At 62.9% G+C, this 23,885-nt stretch carries 17 protein-coding genes; 12 read left to right on the top strand and 5 right to left on the bottom strand.

Features of this window, described 5'->3' with window-relative positions:
• Positions 1-14: 14 nt before the first annotated feature.
• The 12 genes from BN3659_RS09995 (at position 15) to BN3659_RS09935 (ending at position 16,586) form a co-directional block, all read left to right on the top strand.
• Entirely contained in the window at positions 15-3,722 is a 3,708-nt protein-coding gene (locus BN3659_RS09995; RefSeq protein ID WP_091536649.1) for a phosphoribosylformylglycinamidine synthase, read from the top strand.
• Positions 3,723-3,748: 26 nt separating this feature from the next.
• Positions 3,749-4,468, top strand: a complete 720-nt coding sequence (purC, locus tag BN3659_RS09990; RefSeq protein WP_091536648.1) for a phosphoribosylaminoimidazolesuccinocarboxamide synthase — start codon at positions 3,749-3,751, stop codon at positions 4,466-4,468.
• A gap of 2 nt (positions 4,469-4,470) precedes the next feature.
• Positions 4,471-5,886: an amidophosphoribosyltransferase gene (gene purF, locus BN3659_RS09985; protein WP_091536646.1), complete on the top strand. Its 1,416-nt coding sequence runs from the start codon at positions 4,471-4,473 to the stop codon at positions 5,884-5,886.
• A gap of 236 nt (positions 5,887-6,122) precedes the next feature.
• On the top strand, positions 6,123-7,148 hold the full coding sequence (gene purM / locus BN3659_RS09980) for a phosphoribosylformylglycinamidine cyclo-ligase (RefSeq protein WP_091536644.1): 1,026 nt from the start codon (positions 6,123-6,125) through the stop codon (positions 7,146-7,148).
• 4 nt (positions 7,149-7,152) lie between these two features.
• Positions 7,153-7,719, top strand: coding sequence for a phosphoribosylglycinamide formyltransferase (gene purN, locus BN3659_RS09975; protein ID WP_091536642.1), 567 nt, complete (start codon positions 7,153-7,155; stop codon positions 7,717-7,719).
• 388 nt (positions 7,720-8,107) lie between these two features.
• Complete coding sequence (gene purH, locus BN3659_RS09970; protein ID WP_091536640.1) at positions 8,108-9,637, top strand: bifunctional phosphoribosylaminoimidazolecarboxamide formyltransferase/IMP cyclohydrolase; 1,530 nt, start codon at positions 8,108-8,110, stop codon at positions 9,635-9,637.
• Positions 9,638-9,644: 7 nt separating this feature from the next.
• Positions 9,645-10,901 (top strand): phosphoribosylamine--glycine ligase, encoded by a 1,257-nt coding sequence (gene purD, locus BN3659_RS09965; RefSeq protein ID WP_091536639.1) that lies wholly within the window; start codon positions 9,645-9,647, stop codon positions 10,899-10,901.
• Positions 10,902-10,914: 13 nt separating this feature from the next.
• Complete coding sequence (folD, locus tag BN3659_RS09960) at positions 10,915-11,763, top strand: bifunctional methylenetetrahydrofolate dehydrogenase/methenyltetrahydrofolate cyclohydrolase FolD (protein ID WP_091536637.1); 849 nt, start codon at positions 10,915-10,917, stop codon at positions 11,761-11,763.
• Positions 11,764-12,715: 952 nt separating this feature from the next.
• The gene (locus BN3659_RS09950; RefSeq protein WP_091536634.1) at positions 12,716-13,138 is read left to right on the top strand and encodes a hypothetical protein; all 423 of its coding nucleotides are present in this window, start codon (positions 12,716-12,718) and stop codon (positions 13,136-13,138) included.
• A 228-nt stretch (positions 13,139-13,366) separates the two neighbouring features.
• A complete protein-coding gene (locus BN3659_RS09945; protein ID WP_091536633.1) occupies positions 13,367-14,338 on the top strand; it encodes a manganese catalase family protein in 972 nt (323 codons plus the stop codon).
• 452 nt (positions 14,339-14,790) lie between these two features.
• The gene (locus BN3659_RS09940; RefSeq protein WP_171847751.1) at positions 14,791-16,233 is read left to right on the top strand and encodes an alpha-amylase; all 1,443 of its coding nucleotides are present in this window, start codon (positions 14,791-14,793) and stop codon (positions 16,231-16,233) included.
• Between the two features lie 158 nt (positions 16,234-16,391).
• The gene (locus BN3659_RS09935; RefSeq protein ID WP_091536629.1) at positions 16,392-16,586 is read left to right on the top strand and encodes a hypothetical protein; all 195 of its coding nucleotides are present in this window, start codon (positions 16,392-16,394) and stop codon (positions 16,584-16,586) included.
• Positions 16,587-16,863: 277 nt separating this feature from the next.
• Here BN3659_RS09935 and BN3659_RS09930 read toward each other — a convergent pair whose 3' ends face one another.
• From BN3659_RS09930 to BN3659_RS09910, 5 genes are read right to left on the bottom strand one after another with little or no spacing between them, the layout of a single operon-like run.
• Positions 16,864-18,288 carry a GNAT family N-acetyltransferase gene (locus BN3659_RS09930; protein WP_091536628.1) on the bottom strand — a complete coding sequence of 475 codons (1,425 nt, stop codon included), beginning with the start codon at positions 18,286-18,288 and terminating at the stop codon, positions 16,864-16,866.
• On the bottom strand, positions 18,285-20,201 hold the full coding sequence (locus BN3659_RS09925; RefSeq protein WP_091536626.1) for an LTA synthase family protein: 1,917 nt from the start codon (positions 20,199-20,201) through the stop codon (positions 18,285-18,287). The genes BN3659_RS09930 and BN3659_RS09925 overlap by 4 nt, the downstream gene beginning before the upstream one ends.
• Position 20,202: 1 nt before the next feature.
• Positions 20,203-21,060, bottom strand: coding sequence for a carboxylating nicotinate-nucleotide diphosphorylase (nadC, locus tag BN3659_RS09920; protein WP_171847750.1), 858 nt, complete (start codon positions 21,058-21,060; stop codon positions 20,203-20,205).
• 17 nt (positions 21,061-21,077) lie between these two features.
• A complete protein-coding gene (locus BN3659_RS09915; RefSeq protein ID WP_091536625.1) occupies positions 21,078-21,533 on the bottom strand; it encodes a hypothetical protein in 456 nt (151 codons plus the stop codon).
• On the bottom strand, positions 21,530-23,818 hold the full coding sequence (locus tag BN3659_RS09910; protein ID WP_091536623.1) for a TonB-dependent receptor: 2,289 nt from the start codon (positions 23,816-23,818) through the stop codon (positions 21,530-21,532). The genes BN3659_RS09915 and BN3659_RS09910 overlap by 4 nt, the downstream gene beginning before the upstream one ends.
• Between the last annotated feature and the right edge of the window lie 67 nt (positions 23,819-23,885).

Raw genomic sequence — 23,885 nt, 5'->3', positions numbered from 1 at the left:
AAATCAACAGATAAATGAAGAATTACCGCATTTTCGTCGAAAAATTATCCTGTTTTCAGGTCGAGGCCGAAAGCCTGCGCCGCGAGCTGAACGACAACCTCGATCTCGGCCTGCGCACGCTGCGTCTCGTGAATGTCTACGACCTCTTCGGTTTCACGGAGGAGTTGCTTGAGAAGAGCCGTTATGCCGTCTTCGGCGAGGTCGTAACCGATCGCGTTACGGACGAGTGCGATCTTGCGGGCACGAGGTATCTGGCCGTGGAGTGTCTGCCCGGCCAGTTCGATCAGCGGGCCGCTTCGGCCGTGGATTGCGTGCGGCTGATCGACCCGCAGGCCGACGTGCGGATCAAATCGTCGAAGCTGCTCGTTTTCGACGGCGATCTGTCGGACGAGGCGCTCGGCCGCATCCGCCGTTACTACATCAATGCCGTCGAGTCCCGCGAAAAGGACCTCGCGGTGCTGGACGACGCGGAGCAGGCCGCGGTGAAGCCCGTGCCGGTGCTCGACGGGTTCAGACGGATGGAGGAGGCCGACTTGGCGGACTACTGCAAAGCGCAGGGCTTGGCGATGAATGCCGACGACCTCGCCGAGGTGGTCGGTTATTTCCGCCGCGAAGGCCGCGATCCCTACGAGACGGAGCTGCGCATTCTGGATACCTACTGGAGCGACCATTGCCGCCACACGACCTTTACGACCGAACTGGAGAAGATCACCGTCGAGGAGTCGTTCGCAAAGGACGAGATCGAGGATTCGCTCGCTCTGTACCTCTCGATCCGCCGCGAGCTGGGCCGCGAGCATAAGAGCCTCTGCCTGATGGATCTGGCCACGATCGGCGCCCGCTTTTTGCGCAAGCGGGGGTTGCTGGACGATCTGGAGGTGAGCGACGAGAACAACGCTTGCTCGGTCTATGTCGACGTGGAGGTCGACGGCCGTCCCGAGCGGTGGCTGCTGCAATTCAAGAACGAAACCCACAACCACCCCACGGAAATCGAACCTTTCGGCGGCGCGTCGACCTGTCTGGGCGGCGCGATCCGCGATCCGCTGTCGGGCCGCGCCTATGTCTATCAGGCCATGCGCGTATCGGGTGCGGGCGATATCTATCAGCCGGTGGCGGAGACGCTCGCGGGCAAGCTGCCCCAGTGCGTGATCTCGAAGAAGGCCGCGGCAGGCTATTCGAGCTACGGCAACCAGATCGGTCTGGCTACCACGCACGTGCGTGAAATCTACCACGACGGCTATGTCGCCAAGCGGCTCGAAGTCGGTGCCGTGGTGGGGGCGGTGAAAGCGGAGTACGTGCGGCGCGAGAAGCCCGCTAAGGGCGATGTGGTGCTGATGTTCGGCGGCCGCACGGGCCGCGACGGGATCGGCGGGGCCACGGGCTCGTCGAAGGAACACACCGGCAAGTCGCTCGAAACGTGCGGCAGCGAGGTGCAGAAGGGCAATGCTCCGGAGGAGCGCAAGCTCGAACGGCTGTTCCGCCGCCCGGAGGCGACGCGACTGGTGAAGAAGTCGAACGACTTCGGCGCAGGCGGCGTGAGCGTGGCGATCGGCGAACTGACCGACGGACTGGACATCTACCTCGACCGCGTGCCGGTGAAGTACAGCGGTCTGAACGCTACGGAGCTCGCCATCAGCGAGTCGCAGGAGCGTATGTCGGTGGTCGTCGAAGCCAAGGACGCCGAGGAGTTCTGCCGCTACTGCCGCGAGGAGAATATCGAGGTAACGCATGTCGCGGACGTAACCGATACGAACCGCATGCGCATGTATTATAAGGGGCTTCTGGTCGTGGACCTCGACCGGAAGTTCATCGACAGCGCAGGTGCCAAGCACTATGCCGAGGCTGCGGTCGGTGCGGTCGAATGCCGTGATCCGTTCCGCCGCACGGTGGAGGGCGCGGATCTGGCCGAGCGGATGCGCCGCAACCTCGCCGACCGGAACGTCCTGTCGCAGAAGGGGCTGATCGAAATGTTCGACTCCACGATCGGCGCCTCGACCGTGCTGATGCCTTTCGGGGGCCGCACCCAGCGGTCCGAGACGCAGGTCTCGGTGCAGAAACTGCCCGTGGAGGGCGAGACCGACACGGCCAGCATCATGGCTTTCGGCTACAATCCATTTCTTGCGTCGTGGAGTCCCTATCACGGCGCGGCTTACGCCGTGGTGGAGGCGGCGGCTAAGGTCGTGGCCGCGGGTGCGCGCTTCGACCGCATGCGCTACTCCTATCAGGAGTATTTCGAACGGATGACTTCGAATCCCGGGTCGTGGGGCAAGCCGCTGGCGGCGCTGCTGGGCGCACTGAAGATGCAGGTGGAGCTGGGGCTGCCCTCGATCGGCGGCAAGGACTCGATGAGCGGGACGTTCGAAGGGATCAACGTGCCGCCCATGCTCATGGCCTTCGGCATCACGACGGTCGGTGCCTCGCGGGTGATCTCGACCGACTGGAAGCAGGCGGGAAACAACCTCTACCTGATCCGACATACGCCCAAGGCGAACCGTATGCCCGATACGGCGCAGTTGAAGGAGAACTTCGGCTTCGTCAGCGGAGAGATCGAAGCGGGCCGCATCCGCTCGGCGTGGGCCGTCGGCTTCGGCGGCGTGGCGGAAGGGTTGGCCAAAATGTCCTTCGGCAACCGGATCGGCGCCGAGGTCCGAATGGACGAAGGGGCGCTCTTCGACTACGCCTACGGTTCGATCCTCGCGGAGTGCGCGGGCGAGTTGGACCATCCCCGTGCGGAACTCATCGGCCGTACGGTCGCCGACGAGGCGCTCACGATCGACGGCGTGCGGATGCCGCTCGACGAACTCTACGAGGCCAATACCGGGCGTTTCGCGCAGGTCTATCCCGACAGAGGACCCGGCGGCGGACATGTTCTGGAGGTCGTGCCCGAGCGCCGCACGTTCGTCTACAAGGGCGAAGCCGTGGAGCGGCCGGTGGCCTATCTGCCCGTCTTCCCGGGTACGAACTGCGACTACGATACGGCGCGCGCCTTCCGCCGCGCCGGCGCCGAGGTCGAGACGAGCGTCGTGTGCAACCTCGGGGGCGACGACATCCTGCGTTCGATTCGCGAGATGAAGAGGCGCATCGCCGGGTGTCATATTCTGGCCCTCTGCGGCGGCTTCTCGGCGGGCGACGAACCCGACGGAAGCGCGAAATTCATCGTGAACGTGCTCAACAACGAGGAGATAAAGGAGGAGATTCACCGACTGCTCGACCGCGGCGGCCTCATCCTCGGCATCTGCAACGGCTTTCAGGCGCTCGTCAAGTCGGGTCTGCTGCCTTACGGACGGCTCGGCACGGTGTCGGAGGCGTCGCCGACGCTCTTCCGCAACGACATCAACCGCCACGTCTCGCAGATCGTAACCACGCGCGTGGCTTCGACCAATTCGCCGTGGCTGAGCGGTTTCGAAGTCGGCGATCTGCACTCGATCGCCGTGAGCCACGGCGAGGGCAAGTTCGTGGCGGGCGAAGAGCTGGCCCGCGAACTCTTCGCGGCGGGACAGGTGGCTTTCCAGTATGCCGGGCCCGACGGCCATGCGACGGCCGAGGCGCCCTACAATCCCAACGGATCGAACTATGCCATCGAGGGCCTCGTCTCGCGCGACGGACAGATACTCGGCAAGATGGGCCACACGGAGCGCTACGCGAAGGATCTGTTCAAGAACATCGCAGGCAACCGCGAGCAGGCGATCTTCCGCAATGCGGTAGACTATTTCCGGAAAAGATAGAACGAATATTCAAAATACACCAGACTATGAAACAGCTCGAAATGCTTTACGAAGGCAAGGCGAAACAGGTTTTCCTCACGGACGATCCCGACAAGATCATCATCCGCTACAAGGATGCGGCCACGGCTTTCAACAACATCAAGAAGGCTACGATCGACAACAAGGGCGTGCTGAACAACGCGATTTCGACCCTCATTTTCCACGAGCTCCGCAAGGCGGGCATTCCGACCCACTACATCGAGACGATCAACGACCGCGAACAGGTCTGCCGCCGCGTGCAGATCATCCCGCTCGAGGTGATCGTGCGCAACGTGATCGCCGGCTCGATGGCGCAGCGCCTCGGTATCGAGGAGGGCACCAAGCCCTCGAACGTGATCTACGACATCTGCTATAAGAACGACGAGCTGGGCGATCCGCTCATCAACGACCACCATGCCGTGGCGCTGGGTGCCGCGACTTACGAGGAGCTGGACCTTATCTATAAGATGACGGCCCGGATCAACGAGGTGCTCGTCGCGCTGTTCCGCAGGATGAACATCAATCTCATCGACTTCAAGATCGAGTTCGGCAAGACGTCGGACGGCGAAATCGTGCTCGCGGACGAAGTGTCGCCCGATACCTGCCGCCTGTGGGATATGGACACCAACGAAAAACTCGACAAGGACCGCTTCCGCCGCGATCTGGGCCGTGTGCGCGAAGCCTACGAGGAGATTCTGGCGCGTTTGCAGAAAGCCGTAAACGATTAGGGATGACGGAGTTGATTCGAGACCGCGAACTGCACGAGGAGTGCGGGGTGTTCGGCGTCTACGGGGTGCCGGACGCCGCCTCGCTCGCCTACTACGGCCTGCATGCCTTGCAGCACCGCGGACAGGAGGGAGCCGGCATCGTGAGCGTGGACGACGGAGTTTTCCGCCGCATCAAGGGCGAAGGGCTCGTTACGGAGGTCTTCGAGGAGGAAGCGCTCCGCACGCTCAGGGGCGACATGGCCATCGGTCATGTGCGCTATTCCACAACGGGAGGCGGCGGCATCGAGAACGTGCAGCCGTTTCTGTTCCGCCACAATTCGGGCGACTTCGCGCTGGCGCACAACGGCAATATCGTGAATTCGGCCCGGTTGCGCACCTACCTCGAAAACAAGGGCAGTCTGTTCCAATCCTCGTCGGACAGCGAGATTCTGGCCCACCTCATCAAGAAGGAGACCCGCAATCATACACGCCCGCGCATCTATGCCATCATCGACGCGCTGAACATGCTCGAAGGGGCTTTCGCGTTTCTGGTCATGACCGCCAACCGCATCTATGCCTGCCGCGACAAATACGGGTTGCGTCCGCTGTCGATCGGGCGGCTCGGCGACGGCTATGTGGTGAGCAGCGAGACCTGCGCATTCGAGGTGATGGGCGCGGAGTTCGTGCGCGACGTCGAGCCCGGGGAGATCGTAACGATCGACCGCCACGGACTGCGGAGCACCGACTATTCGATGTACAAGCGCCACGAGATGTGCGCGATGGAGTATATCTACTTCGCACGTCCCGACAGCGACATCGAGGGATGCAACGTCCACGCCTTCCGCAAGGAGACGGGCCGTCTGCTCTACGAGGAGTCGCACGTCGAGGCGGACATCGTGGTGGGGGTGCCCGATTCGAGCCTCAGCGCCGCGATGGGGTACGCCGAGGCCAGCGGACTGCCCTATGAAATGGGGCTCATCAAGAACAAGTACATCGGCCGCACCTTCATCCAGCCGTCGCAGGAGTTGCGCGAAAAGGGCGTGCGGATGAAACTCTCGCCCGTGCGTTCGCTCGTGCGCGGCCGGCGGGTGATCCTGATCGACGATTCGGTGGTGCGCGGCACGACCTCGCGCCGCATCGTTGCGATGCTCCGGGAGGCCGGGGCGACGGAGGTGCATCTGCGCATCGCAAGTCCTCCGATCAAGAATCCCTGTTTCTACGGTGTGGACACCTCGACCTACGAAGAGTTGCTCTGCGCGCGCAAGGAGCTCGGCGAGGTGCGCGCGCTGATCGGCTGCGACACGCTGGCCTTCCTGTCGCAGGAGGCGTTGTTCCGCGCCGGCGGCCGGAGCGAATTGTGTCTGGCCTGCTTCACGGGCCGGTACCCGACGGCGCTCTACCAGAGCATCGAGGAGGCCAACAAGGACGGCAAATTCTGAGGGCGGACGGAGCGGCTGCGCACAGCGGAGCCGGTTCGACGGCCGGAAGAAGACGGCCGGGCGCTGGTAGGAGACGCCTCGTCGGGCCGGGCGCGCGACCGGATCTTATCCGGCTGCGCGGGGGCGGACGAAAGAAATCCGACGTTTTCGGTAAGCCGAGTGCAATCCGAGTTTACTCGGGCTTGCCGAGGCGGGAAACGATTGCAAAAAACGAACGATTAAAGGAGAAGATTTATATGGCACAAAGTTATGAAAAGGCCGGCGTGAATCTCGAAGCCGGATACGAAGTGGTGCGGCGGATCAAGAAACACGTGGCATCGACTTCGCGCCTCGGCGTGATGGGCAATATCGGGGCGTTCGGAGGAATGTTCGATCTTTCGGCGCTCGGGGTGAAGGAGCCCGTGCTGGTGAGCGGCACCGACGGAGTGGGGACCAAACTGAAACTGGCTTTCGCCGTGGACAAGCACGACACGATCGGGATCGACGCCGTGGCGATGTGCGTGAACGACGTGCTGGCGCAGGGCGCCGAGCCGCTGGTGTTCCTCGATTATGTGGCCGTGGGCCGCAACGAACCCCGCAAGATCGAGGCGATCGTGGCGGGCGTGGCCGAGGGGTGCCGGCAGGCGGGCTGTGCGCTCGTGGGCGGCGAGACGGCCGAGATGCCGGGCATGTACGCCGAGGGCGAGTACGACATCGCGGGCTTCACGGTCGGCGTGGTCGAGAAGTCGCGGCTCATCGACGGGTCGAAGGTGCGGGTCGGCGACGTGTTGGTGGGCATCGCGTCGAGCGGCGTGCACTCCAACGGGTTCAGTCTCGTGCGCAAGATCGTCGACGACAACGGCCTCGATCTGCGCAAGGTCTATCCCGAGCTGTCGCAGAAGATGCTGGGCGAAGAGCTGCTCACGCCGACGCGGATCTATGTGAAGCCGGTGTTGGAGGTGATCCGCCGCTGCGACGTGCACGGCATCAGCCATATCACGGGCGGCGGCTTCGACGAGAACATTCCCCGCATCCTCCGCGAAGGGCAGGGCATCCGGATCGACGAGGGGTCGTGGGAAATTCTGCCCGTCTTCGCCTTTCTCGAAAAATACGGCCGGGTGCCTCACCGCGAGATGTTCAACATCTTCAACATGGGCATCGGCATGGTCATCGCGCTCGATGCGTCCGAGGCGCCGCTGGCGATCGAGCTGCTCGCGGCGCAGGGCGAACGCGCCGCGGTGATCGGCCGCGTAACGGACACCGAGGGTGTCGTTATCGAGTAGGCGTATGAAACGGCTTGCGGTATTCGCCAGCGGCAGCGGATCGAACTTCGAAGCGATCGTCTCGGCCTGCGAGCGGGGCGAAATCCCCGCCGAGGTGGCGCTCGCGGTGTGCGACAAGCCTGCGGCGCGGGTCGTGCGGCGGGCTGCGGATCACAGGGTCGAGTGTTTCGCGTTCGATCCGAAACAATACGCTTCGAAAACGGATTACGAACGCGAGATCGTGCGGCGGCTCGATGCCGCGGGGGTCGATCTGGTTTGCCTCGCGGGCTACATGCGCCTCTGCGGCGAGGTGCTGCTCGGCGCCTACGGGGGGCGGATCGTGAACATCCATCCGGCGCTGCTGCCCGCGTTCAAGGGGGCGCATGCCATCCGCGATGCGTTCGATTACGGAGTGAAGGTCTTCGGCGTTACGATCCACTATGTCGATGCCTCGATCGACGGGGGGCGGATCATCGCCCAGCGGGCATTCCCCTACGAAGGTTCGGACCCGGACGAGCTGGAGGCCATGATACATGCCGTGGAGCATCCGCTCTACGTCGAGACGATCCGTCGGCTGCTGACCGCGGAGTAAATGCCGCGGCGAGGCGTGCGGGCGGAACGGATCGGTCGCCCTCCGGATGGTTTTTCGAAACGGACGGCGGGAGGGTGCCTTCCCGGATTCGGACGTCGCAAGGGAAGGGCGCGGGGTTCGGTCGGCCGAGGACGGAATTTCCGCCGGCGCGACTTGCCAACGGGGCCTTGGGGTTCATTTTGCAAGAGGAGTTTGCAGAACCGGCCGGCGGAGGGGGCGTTTTCGCGGTGCCGGTCGACGGGGCGGGATCGTGCCGAACGAAGGGGCTGCATGCTCGTCCGTGTGTGGGGAAGGGGCGCAAAGCCATGCGGTTTAGCGGCGTTCCGAAAAACAGACAGTGCGACGAATATCATTGAAAACAGCGAAAATTACATATAACAGAAAGACGATGAGAGCATTGATAAGCGTAAGCGACAAGACGGGTGTGGTGGAATTCGCACGCGGTTTGCGGGCCCTCGGCTGGGAGGTGATCGCCACGGGCGGTACGCAGAAACTCCTGCACGACGCAGGCGTGGAGACACTCAACATCAGCGACATTACGGGCTTCCCCGAGATTTGCGACGGCCGTGTGAAGACCCTGCATCCTGCGGTACACGGCGGCCTGCTGGCCCGCCGCGACGATCCCGGTCATGTCAAGGCGTTGGCGGACAACGGCATCGAATACATCGACCTGATCTGCGTGAATCTCTATCCGTTCCGCGAGACGATCGCCCGGCCGGACGTGCGGATGGAGGATGCGATCGAGAACGTCGACATCGGCGGTCCTTCGATGCTGCGCAGCGCGGCGAAGAACTGGGCCGACGTTACGGTGGTGTGCGATCCGGCCGACTACGGGCAGGTGCTCGACGAGATCCGCCGCACGGGCGGCACGCTGCGCGAGACGCGGCTGAAACTCTCGGCCAAGGCCTACACCCATACGGCCGAATACGATATTGCGATCGCCGCTTACATGCGCCGGCAGGCGGGGCTCGGCGAGAAGCTGTTTCTCGAATTCGACCTCGTGCAGCCGCTGCGCTACGGCGAGAATCCGCACCAGAGCGCGAAGTTCTACCGCGAAGGGGCGGAGGTGCCCTATTCGCTGGCTTTCGCCCGTCAGCTCCACGGCAAGGAGCTCTCCTACAACAATATTCAGGATGCGAACGCCGCGTTGAACATCGTGCGCGAGTTCGACGAGCCGTTCTGCGTGGGGCTGAAGCACATGAATCCCTGCGGCGCCGCGACGGGCCGGGACGTCGTCGAGGCGTGGACGAAGGCCTACGAGGCGGACAAAGTCTCGATCTTCGGCGGTATCGTGGCGACGAACCGCCCCGTAACGCGCGAGGCGGCGGAGCGGATGAAGTCCGTCTTTTTGGAGATCGTCATGGCGCCGAAGTTCGAAGAGGGGGCGCTCGAAGTGCTCTGCACGAAAAAGAATCTGCGTCTTTTGGAGGTGTGGATGGAGCCTTCGGAGGTGCGTCCGATGCAATACGTCAGCGTGAACGGAGGACTGCTGGTGCAGGAGCTGGACATCGAGACCCGGGCGCTGACGGCCGATATGTGTGTTACGAAGAAGCGTCCTTCGCCGAAGCAGATGGCCGATTTGGAGTTCGGTTGGCGGATCGTGAAGCATGTCAAGTCGAACGCGCTGGCGGCCGTGAAGAACGGCTGTACGGTGGGTGTCGGCGCAGGCCAGATGAACCGTGTCGGCTCGGCCGAAATCGCACTGAAGCAGGCCCGTGCCGCAGGTGCGACGGAGGGGATCGTGCTGGCGTCGGACGGTTTCTTCCCCTTCGACGATACGGTCGCGCTCGCCGCGCAGTACGGCGTTGCGGCTATCGTTCAGCCCGGCGGTTCGGTCCGCGACGAGGATTCAATCCGCAAGGCCGACGAACTTGGGATCGCCATGTTGTTCACGGGAGAACGTCATTTCAAACATTGATCGCGGTATGAAGGTGCTGGTTATCGGCGGCGGAGGCCGCGAACATGCGATCGTCGACGCGCTCGCGCGCTCGCCGCGGGTCGGGAAGATCTATTGCGCTCCGGGCAATGCGGGTATCGCGCGGCAGGCCGAGTGCGTGGCGATTCGGGAGACCGAGGTGGAGAAACTGCGCGACTTCGCGGCGCTGCGGGGTGTCGGACTGACGATCGTCGGGCCCGAGGCGGCCTTGGCCGCCGGTGTCGCGGATGCGTTCCGTGCGGCGGGGCTGCGTATTTTCGGTCCTACGAAAGCTGCTGCGCGCATCGAGTCGAGCAAGGAGTTCGCCAAGAAGCTGATGGTGAAATACGGTATTCCGACGGCGGCCTACGAGACATTCGCGGATTATGCCGAAGCGCTGGCTTATGTCGGGTCGCGTCCGCTGCCGGTCGTGCTGAAGTACGACGGGTTGGCCGCCGGAAAAGGGGTGGTCGTGGCGCGGACGTTGTCCGAGGCCGAAGCGGCGTTGAGGGACATGCTTCTCGACGACAGGTTCGGCCGGGGCAAGGTCGTCGTCGAGGAGTTTCTCACGGGGCCCGAGTTCTCGTTCATGTGTTTCGTCTCGGGACGCAAGGTCTTCCCGATGGTGCTGGCGCAGGACCACAAACGGGCTTTCGACGGCGACGAGGGTCCCAATACGGGCGGCATGGGCGCCTATTCGCCGCTTCCGTTCATCACGAAGGAGGACGAAGCCTATGCGCTGGAGCGGATCATGCAGCGTGCGGCCGATGCGATGGTCGACGAGGGGTGTCCTTTCACGGGGGTACTCTACGGCGGTCTGATGAAGACGCCGGACGGAATCAAGGTGATCGAATTCAACGCCCGTTTCGGCGATCCCGAGACGGAGGTGGTGCTGCCCCGCATGAAGACGGACCTCGCGGAGGTCTGCTGCGCCGTGGCCGACGGCCGCGACGTGCGGATCGAGTGGGACGACCGAGCTGCGCTGGGTATCGTGCTGGCATCGAAAGGCTATCCCGGTGCCTACGAAAAAGGGTGGGAGATCGCGGGACTGGACGAAGTCGCGGGAGCGGTCTACCACATGGGTACGAAGGCAGACGGCGAACGCATCCTCACCGCGGGCGGCCGCGTGCTGTTCGTCGTGGGGCGGGGTGCCACGCTCGCCGAAGCGCGCCGGCGGGCCTTGGCGAGCGTCGGGAAAATCGGCTGCGGCAATCTTTTCCACCGCTCCGACATCGGCCACTATGTATTTGACAAGGAAGAGAAATGAGTTTTTGTAAGCTATGATTATCAGCGGTAAAGATTTGTCGGCCAAAATGAAGGCCGATATGGCGGCCGAGGTCGCCGAATTGGAGAAAAAATACGGACGCGCACCCCATCTGGCGGTGCTGCTCGTGGGCGAAGATGCCGGAAGCGTCTCCTACGTTACGGGCAAGGCCAAGGCGTGCGATGCAGTGGGCATCCGCAACACTACGATCCGCCGTCCGGCCGCGGCCACGGAGGAGGAGATCTTGCAGGTCATCGAAACGCTCAACGACGACGAGGGCGTCGACGGAATTCTCGTGCAGCTGCCCCTGCCCGAACACATCGACGAGGATCGCGTGATCGCGGCGATCCGCAAGGAGAAGGACGTGGACGGATTCCATCCGCTGAATGTGGCGGCGCTCTGGATGAAGCAGCCCTGTTCGCTGCCCTGCACGCCGAAGGGAATCATCAAGCTGCTCAAAGCCTCCGGCGTGGAGCTTCAGGGCAAGCGCGCCGTCGTGGTCGGCCGCAGCAACATCGTGGGGCTGCCGGTGGCGAAGCTGCTGCTGGACGAGAATGCCACCGTAACCGTAACCCACAGCCGGACGAGAAATCTCGGGGAGGTTACGCGCAATGCCGAAATTCTGGTGGTGGCCATCGGCCGTCCGAAATTCATAACGGGCGACATGGTCTCGGAAGGCACGGTCGTGATCGACGTGGGGGTCAACCGCGATCCCGGGACGGGGAAACTGTGCGGCGACGTCGATTTCGCGGCTGTGGAGCCCAAGGCGTCGCTCATCACGCCCGTTCCGGGCGGCGTCGGACCGATGACGATCGCCTGTCTGATGGAAAATACGATCGAATGTTTCCTGCGTAAAATGAAGTAAAGCCCCCCTCTCTTTATTCGTAAATAGCGCTTATGCGGACGCTGCATCCGCATAAGCGCTATTTATGTGCCGGGGGATGTTCGGTCAGCCGGTCCGGATGACGATCCGGCTGTCGGTCGAAATCGTTTGCAGGGGCGGACGAGGAGTGCCGCCCGGAATCTGTTCAGGTTTTGTGAATCGGGCGAAAGTTCGGGAACGGCGGCTGCGAATGTGTTTTTCGAACGAGCTTGTGTGCGTCCGAGCTTCGAGACGGACGGCGGGTACAGCGGTAGCAAGAAGCTGGACGGATTCCGGAGCTCGGGGCTGCATGCCGGGAGGCGGGTGGATTTCGGAGGCCGCGCGGATTCCGGTGCGGACTGGAGCGGCAGGTCTTTTGCCGGAGTCTGGCGGTGCGGAAGCGGTATCCTCTGCCGGATTCTCCGTGCCGGCAGCCTCCCCCCCCCTCCCTTCTGCATTACGGCCGGCGATATTTGGATAATTCGTACGATGATCGGGACCTGTGCGAAAATCGCATTGCCGGACATCGCTGCGCTCGGACAGGGCGGAGCGTGCCTCGTTGTGCCGAATATCGGGGAGCCCGAAATAGGACGCTAACGAGTAAAACCGGACTTCGGGACCGGGGCGCGTGGAACCTGACCGAGGAGGAGCGATGGGCGAGTATGTGGAAATCGCTGCATTGCCCGAACCGCGGGCTCCCGAATACCGTTGCGATCTTTCGGGTCGCGGCGGTTTTCTTTGGAGCAGGTGCAGTCTCCGTTTGCCGCTGTGCCGTCGGATTTCGGGCGTTTCTGGTTTCGCGGTTGCCCGCCGCGCATCGTGCATCGGCCGGAGTGGGCTGCCGGAGGTACGCCAAGCGAGGCATTTAGCGGACCGAGAAAAAAAATATAGTAGAAAAGGCCGGTTTCGTACGCTATTTGTATCTCTCGCGGTGTAATCATTAAAAATTTCGATTATGGATAACAACAACAAAATGTACGGCGAGAACCGCGAACAGAAGAACGGCTCGCAGAACGATTCGATGGGCAACAACAACAGCCCGATGGATAACCGCAGCAGTCGCAGCGACAACAGCGGCATGCACTCCGGAGGTGCGCAGGGCAGCGCTTACGACGACCGCCGATCGACGAATCAGTGGTCGCAGAACGATGCACAGTCTCCTTCCCGCGGACAGCAGCCGCAGTCGGGCTCGCAGGAGAATAGCGGCGGACGGATGGAAGAACAGGGCCGTTACGACCGGCAGGGGTCGATGTCGCGGAACGACTCGATGGGTCAGGACCGTCGGCAGGGACAGGAGCGTTCGGATCGCCTCGATTCCTCGAAACACGGGGAGGAGCACAAGGAAAATGCTTACCGCGGTTCCGACGAGCGGAAGTAAAATCCGACACCCGATCGTGAAACGGCCCGCCGGCGGGCCGTTTCACGTCGTTCGCCGCCGCAGGCAAGCTGCGGTCGTTCGGCGAACCGAATGAAAGGTCCGGGGGAGACGATTCGACAGGTTCTTCGCTTCGAACGGCATATGTTGCAGTCGTCCGGAGGGGGTGCGCTTCCGTGCCCAGCGGCCCCGGACCGTACGGAATTTTATGTTATTTCAAATTTCAGGCATATGTTTTTTCATTCCAAAGAACTTCAGTTCAATGCACGGGTTTCCAAACCCGATCCGCGGTTCGCACGCCTTCTGCTCGAACAATTCGGAGGCGGCAACGGCGAACTCAAGGCTGCGATGCAGTATTTCGTGCAGGCTTTCGCCTGTCATAATCCCTATCCCGACAAATACGATATGCTGATGGATATCGCCACCGAGGAGCTGGGGCATCTGGAAATCGTAGGCGCGACCATACAGATGCTTCTTGCGGGCGTCAACGGCGACCTGAAGGACGCTGCCGAAAAGAGCGAAGTCTTCGGCGAGGGCATATCCAAGGACGACTTCATCCATTCGGCCTTTTCGGTGAATCCGCAGTTCGGCGTGCTTACGGGCGGCGGGCCCCGTCTCACCGACAGCAACGGAGTGCCGTGGCAGGGTTCCTACGTCAATGCGAACAGCGATCTGACGGTGGATCTTCGTTCGGATATAGCTGCCGAGTCGCGTGCCAAGATCGTGTACGAATACCTCATGCAGTTCACGGACGACAAGGATGTGCTCGCCACGCTCAATTTTCTCATGACGCGCGAGGTGGCACACTTCCAGCAGTTCGAAGCTGCGCTGGATACCATTCAGCCCAATTTCCCGCCCGGGGTGTTGCAGAGCGATCCCCGTTACAGCAACCTCTACTCCAATCATTCGATGGGCGGGGATGCCCGCGGACCGTGGAACGAGGGGACCAGCACGGGCTTCGGCGAAGAGTGGCAGTATGTGGAGGACCCGCTTGCGCAGGTGCGCCGGACTGACGGCCTCACCGACTTGAAACCTTCGGGTACCGACCGCACGGAGGCTTCCGTACGCAGTGCCGACAAAAAACTCGGCAAGGAGCGCAGCGGCGAAATCCGCAAGGCGACGCCCGAAAAGAATTTGCAGTGGAGCAGTTACGGAGAAGAGAGAAAAGCGGAAAAGCGCAAGCCTGTCGAACAGGAGTGCTGATTCCGTCGGTATGAATTTATTGCGTCCGTTTCCCGCCTCGGCGGAACCCGAACATCGGTTCGGCTTTGCAACGGGCTCGGTGCAACGGTCCATTCGAAATGCAGCGCCTGCGATCGCAACCGCGGGCGCTCTTTTTTGGTGCGATGCATCCCTTCTCTTCCCCGGAATCGACAGCGAACTGTCGCAGTTTCGGTCGCAAAGCTCCGGTTTGCATGCGTTTTGCTGTGGGGTGCGTGTCCGGGCAGTCGCGTGCCGACGCTGGCAGGAGCCCCGGCCGGGGCGGTGCAGGGAAGGTCGTGTGCGGAACCGGCATGAATTCGATGAGCCGGTAGGCGGCGGGCCGCGTCTGCACGGGGTCGAGGGGCGGGGAACCGGGTGCGGAACCGGACTTGATCCGGGTTCTGCCGAGGCGGGAAACGGATGAATGAATTCGACGTTTAATTGCTTGCCATATGAAAAACGGAGTGATGATGCAGTATTTCGAATGGAATCTGCCCAATGACGGCACGTTGTGGAGCCGCCTGAAAGAGGATGCGAAGCATTTGCATGAAATAGGCATAACCTCGGTCTGGATTCCGCCGGCCTACAAAGCCGACGAACAGCAGGATGAAGGCTATGCCGTCTACGACCTCTACGATCTCGGGGAGTTCGATCAGAAGGGAACCGTGCGCACCAAGTACGGCACACGGGGCGAACTGGAAGAGGCCGTCGCCTCGCTGCACGCAAATGAAATATCGGTTTACCTCGACACCGTGATGAATCAGAAAACCGGTGCCGATTTTACCGAGAAATTCAAGGCTTGCGAAGTCGATCCCGCCGACCGCGGGCATGTCGTCGGCCAGCCGGTCGAGGTCGAAGGATGGACCGGATACACCTTTCCCGGCCGCGGGGACAAGTATTCCGATTTCAAATGGCACTGGTACCATTTCTCCGGCACGGATCAGGTGTACGAACCCGGCAAACGGGCCATCTATCTCATTCAGGGCGAGGGTAAGAAGTGGAGCGAAGGCGTCGACGGCGAAAACGGCAACTACGATTTCCTGATTTTCAACGACGTCGATTTCGATCATCCCGAGGTGCAGGCCGAGATGAAGCGCTGGGGCGTGTGGTTCGCTCGTTCGCTCGATGCCGACGGCATGCGTCTCGATGCCCTCAAGCACATCGAACGGCGGTTTATCGCCGATTTCATGCGCACCCTGCGCGAAGCGCGGGGCGGAGAGTTCTACGCCGTGGGCGAGTACTGGAGCGGTGATTTCAACGATCTTGAGACCTATCTCGATGCGGTGGACCGCACGATCGACCTGTTCGATGCGCCGCTGCACTACAAATTGTTCCAAGCCTCGCAGCAGGGCCGCGATTTCGATCTGCGAAACTTGCTGGACGATACGCTCGTAAGCAAGTATCCCACGTTCGCCGTAACTTTCGTGGACAATCACGATTCGCAGCGGGGCAGCTCGCTCGAATCGCAGGTCGAATCGTGGTTCAAACCGCTGGCCTACGGGCTGATTCTGCTGATGAAGGAGGGGTATCCGTGTCTGTTTTACGGGGATTATTACGGTGTCGGAGTCGAGCCTTCGCCTCATCGCACGGTTCTCGACATCCTGCTCGAAGCGCGCCGTACGCGCGCCTACGGCGAGCAGAACGATTACTTCGATCATCCCGATACGGTCGGTTTTACCCGCACGGGCGACGAGCGGCATCCGGACTCGGGACTGGCGCTGTTGATTTCGAACGGCGACGACGGCGAGAAGGAGATGTCCGTGGGTGAAGCGCACAGCCGTGAAACATGGCGCGAGATCACGGGCAGTTTCGACGAGGAGGTAACGATCGGCGACGGGGGGAAGGCGCTGTTCAAGGTCCGCGGCGGCAAGTTGGCCGTGTGGGTGAAAAAATAGCGCGCGGCCGGGAACCCGCGACCGCATTCGGACGCGGTTGTGGTATATGTTTTGCATTCGTGTTTTCCGAACGGTCCGTCCGCTGTGCGCATCCGCTGGAAACGGCATGCAGCAGGGCAGGGCTTGCCGCTTATGTTTAACTAAAAAATTTTGGTGTTATGAAAGAGTCCGACAACAAGACTTCGAGCCGCTCGCAGAGCGGTCAGAACAAGAACGACGAGAAGATGTCCCGTTCGTCCGCTTCGACGCGCGGCACCGCTTCGACGCGCAGCAACACGACGACGAACCGCAGTTCGTCCCGCACGGGGCATGTCAACAATCCGGAAGGCCACAACCAGTATACGAAAAAGTAGGCCGGGGCTGCATTCCGGACAACGGGGCGGTGGTGCGCAACCACCGCCCCGTGTCTTGTGCGGGCGGGCGTCCCGGGTGATTCCGAGGGCGTCCGATGCCGGAGGCGGCCGACCGGATTCGGGGCGCATCCGATCGCGGGCGACTGTCCGGGAGCGGCTCGCAGCTTCGGCGAACTGCCGTGCGGGGCGGACCGTTCCGCGGTCGGTCGGGTGGAATGCGGTGCGGCGAGTGGGCGGCGATTTCGGAGCCGCCTGCCTGTACGGGGCGGCGGAGCGCTCAGGCGGTCGCCGTGGCGGCCGGTTCCGTCGCCTGTGCGGCCGTTTCGTTCCAAGTCAGATGCAGCACCCGCTCCGACACTGCGCGCTCCCTGCGAAGGGGGAGAATCATGGCGCGGTCGCGGAGCGACTCGCCGGTGCCGAAGTCGAATCCGTCGGGTGCGGAAAATTCCACGGGCAGATCGCCCTCGTATCCGAGCCGGGCGTAGAATTCGCGCAGTCCTTCGCCGTCGGGGATCAGCACGAGCGCGTCGTCGCCCCGTTCGCGACAGAGCGTCTCGGCCCGGCGCAGCAGCTCCGTCGCCAGTCCCCGACCGCGGAAAGCGGCGGCCGTCGCCACACCGAAGACATAGGTCGTGCGCCCCAGTTCGCTTGCGAACGGCAGGAGGTGGAGCATCGATGCGAGCGTCCCTCCGCGTTCGGCGGCGAGCATCCGTCGGCGGCTGTAATAGCGCACGAGGAACGGGTCGACGAAGTCGTCGCCGTCGCCGAATGCCTCCTGCCAGAGCGCTTTGACGGCGATTTCGTCAGGATGGAGGTGTATGGCCGTGAACTTGCGCAGGGTCATCGCGGGGTGGTAGGAGAGCTTCGCGCGCCGGAGTCCTTCGATGCCGAGGTCCTCCTCGCGGTTGATGAGCGTGAACCGCTTGGGCAAATGTTGTGCGAAGAGTTGGTTGATGATCGTGAAAGCGCCGTCGTAGCGGGTGTCGGCCTTCTCGACATGGGTGTCGAACGTGCGGTCGTTGACGGCCGATCCGTAGGTGAAGGCTGCGAGTTTGCCGCCGGCGTAGATGCAGCCTCCGACGAGTCCCAGCGCTTCGAATGAGGCGAATGCCCGCTGCATGGCCCGCTGCTCGGCACAGAGCTCCGAGGCGTGCCCTTCACGTTCGCTGCGCCACTGGCGTTCGAGCTGCATGCACTCGTCGAAACGTTCGGGCGTGAGCGTTTCGTAGCGGTAGTCGGGATATTCGGCCGTGAAACGGTTGATGTGGTTGCGTTTGGGCTGATAACGGCGCCCGGGCAGGTTGCGCAGGTCGTCGGCGTTGTAGATGTAGTCCTCCATCGCGCGGTCCGAGGCGAACGCGAATTGCCCGATGTGTGCCCGCCGGATCATGTCGCGTCCCCGGTCCGTGAGGCCGATGATGCGGAGCCGCTGTCCGTGGGCATGGGCGTCCTCGCGCAGGACCGGGATGATCGGTGCGAAATCCCCCTCGCCGACAGGCTGCATGTACCCGATCTTTTCGCTGCCGCCGATGTGGAAACGGATCACCAGAAACCCTCCGATCTCGGCCCATGCGCTGTGATACATGAACTGCCAGCAGAACATGTTGGCGAATGCGAGGTCGCAGTTGCAGATGTCCGACGGCATCGTGTAGCGTTCGATTACAGGCTTGTCTTCCAGTCGGATAGGTTTGAATTCGATCATTGAACGGTATAGTTTTTCTGTCCTATGTGCTTGTAATACTGTTGTATGAGGGCCTTGAAACGCTCTTCGAGCGAATCGGCTGCAACCGCCGTGCCATCCTCACGGTCGACGGTCGCGGCCTCGTGTTCGTCGAAGCGGACGATCCGGTCGTGCGTAAGCGCGTGGAACCGATCGTCGTAGGAGACGCTCCACGCCGGTCGCTCGGGTTCGTTGAACAGATCGCGCCCGAAGGCGAAGTAGGGTCCGGTCCCCCCCCCGCCTACGAGACCCAGTACCGTGGGCATGAGGTCGAGCTGCTGCACCACTTCGTCCGTCTGGCCGCGCAGGGCGCCGTCGGGCGTGTAGAGGAAGCCGATGATGCGGTAGTTGCCCGGATAGGAGCGGCTTTCGGGGGCGAACTTTTCCGACGAGACATGGTCCGCCACGAAGACGAAGAGCGTGCGTCGGAACCACTCCTCGGTGCGGTAGCGCTCGAAGAAGCGGCGGAAGGCCCGGTCGTCGTAAGCCACGCTCTTGTGGATCTTGGTGTAGCCCTCGGGCAGCGAACCGGCGCACTCCTTCGGCACGTAGAACGGGTGGTGCGAGCTGATGGTGAAGAGCGCCGCGAAGAACGGTTCGGGCAGTGCGCCGAACTCCTCGCCCGCGTATTGCAGGAAGGGTTCGTCCCAGATGCCCCAATAGCCGTCGAAATCGCCCTTGCCGTGCCGCCGCTCGTAATCCTCGCGGCTGAAAAGAAGGTCGATGCCTGCCGAGCGGGCATAGGCTCCGAAACCCATCGAACCCCGCTCGGAGCCGCAGAAGAAGGCCGTCGCGTAGCCCATGTCGCGGAGGATGGCCGGGAGCTGGCGGCTTGGGCCGAGCGACTGCGGCATCAGCACGAAGGGGGTCTTGAACGAGGGGATGCTTCCCAGTACCGAGGGCATGGCCTGTATGGAGCGCGTGCCGTTGGCATACATCTGCCGGAAGCAGTAGCCCTCGCGCATGAGCGAATCGAGAAAGGGGGTGAAGCTCCCGATCGGCTTGTCCGCATAGAGCTCGGGCATCAGATAGCCCGAGTGGTCGGCCGACATGCTCTCCATGATGAAGACCACGACATTGCGCCCCGCGAGAGGCGCCCGGGCCGATTCCGCGGGCCGGTGGACGGGCGTGAAGAGCCGATCGGCCTCCTCGTCGGAGAAGTAGCGCACGGTCTTGGCGCCGCCGCTGCTGCCGATCGTTCGCAGCAGGCAGAACGGATTGCTCAGGATGAGGTTGGCCTTCGTGTTGTCCGGAGTGTAGAGCGCCGCGTTCGAGAGGGTGATCGGGCGGGTCATGCGGGTCGTGCCGCCGCGGGCGCCCGCGATGCAGAGACCCGCCGCCGCGAGGAGGATGACGGTGTTCGCCGCGTAGTAGACCCGGCCTTTCAGCGGCGACCAGACGGGAGTGCGTCGTCGGTAGCCCGCGGCGAGCAGTGCCGTGAAAGCCCCCGCGAGCAGCACCATCCACCAGTTTTCGAGCATGAACTTGCCGATGAGACGGGCCGAGTTCGAATTGTCGGCGAAGAAGATCTCGTCGGCCGTGATGCGTTTCTGCGTGTAGCGGAAGTAGATCGCGTCCGCGAGGTTGAGCGCCACGACCAGCACGGCGTTCACGACGACGTAGTACCCGAATTGGATCCGCTGATACCAGCGCTTCTCGCGTGCGTGCAGCGGCAGGAGCGACAGCAGGACGAACGCCCCGTCGGCATAGACCGCCGATACGGTGTCGAACTTGAGGGCTCCGGCCAGCAGCGTCCCCAGATCGCTCCATGCGAGCGGTCCGATGCTCTCTGCGTTGTAGAGGTAGAAAACCGCGCGGCAGAGCATGAGCACGATGTAGACGAGCGCGATGCGCCACACCAGAAGCGCGACGGAGCATTGGGGCTTCGGCATCATCCTATTCGCAGGCTTTGAGCGACATGTCGAGCGACTTGATCTGGTGGGTCAGAGCTCCGACCGAGATGAAGTCCACGCCGCATTCGGCATATTCGCGCAGGTTGTCGAGCGTGATGCCGCCGCTCGACTCGGTCTGGCAGCGTCCGGCGACCTTGCGGACGGCTTCGCGCGTCTGGGCGGGCGTGAAGTTGTCGAACATAATGCGGTCGACGCCGCCTGCGGCGAATACGCGGTCGATGTCCTCCAGCGTGCGCACCTCGCATTCGATCGGCAGCCGTTTGCCCCGTTCGTCGAGGTAGCGGCGGACGCCGGCTATGGCCTTCTCGATGCCTCCGGCGAAGTCGATGTGGTTGTCCTTCAGCAGGATCATGTCGAACAGCCCCATGCGGTGATTCTCGCCGCCGCCGATCTTGACGGCCATCTTGTCCAGCACGCGCATACCGGGCGTGGTCTTGCGCGTGTCGAGCACGCGGGTGTGCAGTCCGCGGAGCCGGTCGACGTAGACGGCCGTCTGGGTCGCCACGCCGCTCATGCGCTGCATGATGTTGAGCAGGATGCGTTCGGCCTGCAGGAGCGATTGCAGCCGTCCTTCGACGTAGAAGGCCACGTCGCCCGGCCGCACGCGGTCGCCGTCGCGGAGCACCGCGTCGAATTTCACCCCGGGGTCGAGCCGCCGCAGCACGCGCTCGGCGACCTCGATGCCGGCGATTACGCCCTCCTGTTTGCACAAAAGACGCATCCGTCCCCGCTCCGAGGCGGGGATCGAAGCGAGCGACGTGTGGTCTCCGTCGCCGATGTCCTCCCGAACGGCGAGTTCGATCAGACTGTCTACGTAAGGCAGATACTCTTCTTTTATCATGGTCGTAAAGGTTTGCGTCAGTCGGTTTCGGTTCCCGCGTACGCTACGCGGAACCCCATACATTCGAAACTCAGCGTCAGACGGTCGCTCGGTTCGGCATCGGTCAGCGTGCCGGCGAGATTCGTGATGACGTACTTTTCGTAGGGCGTGCCGCCCATCTTCGGCACGAGCCGTTCGCCGCTCAGGTTCAGCCGTTCGGGCATGCGCGTGTAGGCGATTCCGGGCACCTCCATCGTCAGCACGGGCATCTGGGGCACGAACTGCGTCTCGTGCATCCAGAGCGTCAGCGTGCCGTCGTCGGCGCTGACGAGGCTGAACCGTTTGTCGTCGAAGGTGTAGACCTGCGAGGGATCGCTCAGGAGCGTTACGGTCAGCGTACCCGAGTACTCTTCGTTCGCGGTTCCGTAGTCCTTGTCGTCGTCGCACGCTGCGAAAGCCGCTGCGGCGAACAGGAGCAGAAAGAGTTTTTTCATGGTTTGTCCGTTTTATGCGATATGTTTATGTTCAGCGTGATTCCGAACGTGCGCGGACGGCCCCGTTGCAGAAAGGCGTTGCCCATCGAGACGAAACGGAACGTGTCGTAGCGTTCGCCCGCGAGGTTGCGGCCCCAGAGGTCCAGCGAGTAACGGTCGTGTTCGATGCGGATCGTGGCGTCGAGCAGCACGTAGAAAGGTTGCATGAGTGTGTTCTCCTCGTCCCACCAGATGCGGCCCGCGCCGCGCGCTCCGGCCGTGAGGACCAGATCGCCCAGCCACTTGAGGCCGGTGGGGATGCTCCACGAGGCGCGGAGCGAGGCCGTGTGCTCGGGCGCATAGGGGATGCGTTTGCCGCGGAAGTCGTGCCGCCCGTCGTCGAAGCGGCGGAAGACGGCGTGCGTGTATCCGTAGGCGAGGTCGAGGTCGAGCCTCCGCCACGGCGAAGCCTGCACCGAGAGTTCGGCACCCAGACTGCGCGTGCGTCCGGCGTTGGTCATCATGCGTCCCGTGGTCGTCCCCTCGGGGAAGACCGTGAGCTGCTGGTCGCGGCACTCGATCCAGAAGAGGGCGAAGTCGCCGCGCAGCGCTCCGCGGGCAGCCGTGAAACGGCCCCCCAGTTCGTAGTTCCAGCTTCGCTCGGGCTTGTAGCTCACCACGCGGTCGATGTCGTACTCGGTGCCGAAGCCCATGCGTTTCATCATCTTCTGTTGCAGCACGTCGGAGAACATCTGCGTGTTGAAGCCGCCGGCCTTGTAGCCTTTGGCGGCCGAGAGGTAGAGGTCGTTGCCCGCATCGAATGCGTAGCGGACCGAAAATTCGGGCAGCACCTCGGTGAACGACTGTTCGAGCCGCCCCCCTTCGTCGAGCAAGAATTCGAGGTCGTAGGCCGCGCCGTCCGCACGGCGGGTCTTGGTGTAGCGGGCCGTGGTACTGTTCTCGTAGTGCAGCACGGCCCGCTCCCAGTCCACGCGGATGCCCGCCGTGAAGTGCCAGCCGCCCGTGCGGAACTCCGATTCGTGGTAGAGCGCCGCCCCCGCATCGGGCATGCGGAAGCGGCTGTCGAGCGGCAGCGTTTCGTCGCGCCACGCATAGTCGTACTCGGGGTCGTGGGCGTTGGCGTTGGCGAGGATCAGACGGTCGATGCCGTCGCGCTTGAAGAGTACGGGGGCTTCCATGCGTCCGTGCTTGTAGAACCCGAAGGCGCCGAAGAGCCACCGGTAGGCGCGATCGCCCCGCGAGCGGAGCACGAGATCTTCGGTGAAGGTGTGCTCCCTCAGCGTCTGCCGGAGCGTGAAGTAGGAGAGCGGCAGAAAGTCCTGATCGAGGATCATCCGGTCGTCGGAGTACTGGTAGCTGGTGATCGACGACAGCGAGAAGCGCCCGGCGTCGTAGCGCAGCGTGAATCCGTCGCTGAAGTTCGTGCGGTCGTAGGATGAGGGGTCGTTGTATCGGATTTCGCCCGGGCGGACGAGCGTCTGCCCGTTCTGATCCGCGATCGGGTCGCCGGCATAGGCATAGGGGTAGCCGCCCTGCGTGAGCGAGGAGAATGCGGCCGTGTTTTCGATCCGCAGCCCCCGCTTGCCGCGCCACTGGATCTTGAGCCGTCCGCCCCCGAGCCGTTCCCAGTCGCACCGCTCGCCCGTAGCGAGGTTGTCGAAGAACCCGTCGCTCCGCACATACCATGCGGCGGCGGCGATGCCCAATCCGTCGCGGAGTTTGTGGTAGGTCGAGGCGCGCAGACGCATCGTGCGGCCGCTGCCGTACTCCGCCCCGAAGCGCGTGCCCTGCCATGCGAGCGGCGAGAGCGTGTAGACGTTCACCACGCCGCCCATCGTGTTGCGCCCGTAGAGCGTGCTCTGCGGGCCGCGCAGCACCTCGATGCGCTCGGCGTCCACCAGTTCGAAGTCGTAGTTGTTCTTGTTCATCAGCGGCACGTTGTCCACGTTCATGCCCATCGCGGGCTGGTCGATGCGGGCGCCCAGACCGCGGACGTAGATCGACGAGGTCATGCGCGATCCGTAGTCCGGAACGAAAAAGTTGGGAACCAGCTCCGACACCTCCTTCAGCGCACTGGTCCGGGTGCGCCCGAGCGTCCGGCTGCCCAGCACGGTCGAGGCGACGGGGCTGCTCCTGAGGTCGAGGCCCTGCTTGATGGCCGTAACCTGTATGCGGTCCACGTGTACCACCGTGTCCACGGGCGTCTGCTCCGCGTGCGCCGAGGCGGAGAGGGCGGTTGCGGCGGCTGCGACGGAGAGCAGCAGGTTTTTCAGGCGGTCGTTCATCGTTCGTCTCTTTCTGTGGGCGCAAAGTAACGGTTTTCCGGCGGGGCGTGCAATCCTAATTAGTGAG

Source organism: Alistipes sp. CHKCI003 (assembly GCF_900021155.1).
In the GTDB taxonomy this organism is placed as follows: domain Bacteria; phylum Bacteroidota; class Bacteroidia; order Bacteroidales; family Rikenellaceae; genus Alistipes; species Alistipes excrementavium.
Note: the sequence above shows the minus strand (reverse complement) of the source record. Positions and strands in the feature narration are given on the sequence as shown.

Bases quoted from the DNA above. Each gene is read 5' to 3' on its own strand.
- BN3659_RS09995 (WP_091536649.1), top strand. From the start codon at position 15: ATGAAGAATTACCGCATTTTCGTCGAAAAATTATCCTGTTTTCAGGTC.
- purC (WP_091536648.1), top strand. From the start codon at position 3,749: ATGAAACAGCTCGAAATGCTTTACGAAGGCAAGGCGAAACAGGTTTTC.
- purF (WP_091536646.1), top strand. From the start codon at position 4,471: ATGACGGAGTTGATTCGAGACCGCGAACTGCACGAGGAGTGCGGGGTG.
- purM (WP_091536644.1), top strand. From the start codon at position 6,123: ATGGCACAAAGTTATGAAAAGGCCGGCGTGAATCTCGAAGCCGGATAC.
- purN (WP_091536642.1), top strand. From the start codon at position 7,153: ATGAAACGGCTTGCGGTATTCGCCAGCGGCAGCGGATCGAACTTCGAA.
- purH (WP_091536640.1), top strand. From the start codon at position 8,108: ATGAGAGCATTGATAAGCGTAAGCGACAAGACGGGTGTGGTGGAATTC.
- purD (WP_091536639.1), top strand. From the start codon at position 9,645: ATGAAGGTGCTGGTTATCGGCGGCGGAGGCCGCGAACATGCGATCGTC.
- folD (WP_091536637.1), top strand. From the start codon at position 10,915: ATGATTATCAGCGGTAAAGATTTGTCGGCCAAAATGAAGGCCGATATG.
- BN3659_RS09950 (WP_091536634.1), top strand. From the start codon at position 12,716: ATGGATAACAACAACAAAATGTACGGCGAGAACCGCGAACAGAAGAAC.
- BN3659_RS09945 (WP_091536633.1), top strand. From the start codon at position 13,367: ATGTTTTTTCATTCCAAAGAACTTCAGTTCAATGCACGGGTTTCCAAA.
- BN3659_RS09940 (WP_171847751.1), top strand. From the start codon at position 14,791: ATGAAAAACGGAGTGATGATGCAGTATTTCGAATGGAATCTGCCCAAT.
- BN3659_RS09935 (WP_091536629.1), top strand. From the start codon at position 16,392: ATGAAAGAGTCCGACAACAAGACTTCGAGCCGCTCGCAGAGCGGTCAG.
- BN3659_RS09930 (WP_091536628.1), bottom strand. From the start codon at position 18,288: ATGATCGAATTCAAACCTATCCGACTGGAAGACAAGCCTGTAATCGAA.
- BN3659_RS09925 (WP_091536626.1), bottom strand. From the start codon at position 20,201: ATGATGCCGAAGCCCCAATGCTCCGTCGCGCTTCTGGTGTGGCGCATC.
- nadC (WP_171847750.1), bottom strand. From the start codon at position 21,060: ATGATAAAAGAAGAGTATCTGCCTTACGTAGACAGTCTGATCGAACTC.
- BN3659_RS09915 (WP_091536625.1), bottom strand. From the start codon at position 21,533: ATGAAAAAACTCTTTCTGCTCCTGTTCGCCGCAGCGGCTTTCGCAGCG.
- BN3659_RS09910 (WP_091536623.1), bottom strand. From the start codon at position 23,818: ATGAACGACCGCCTGAAAAACCTGCTGCTCTCCGTCGCAGCCGCCGCA.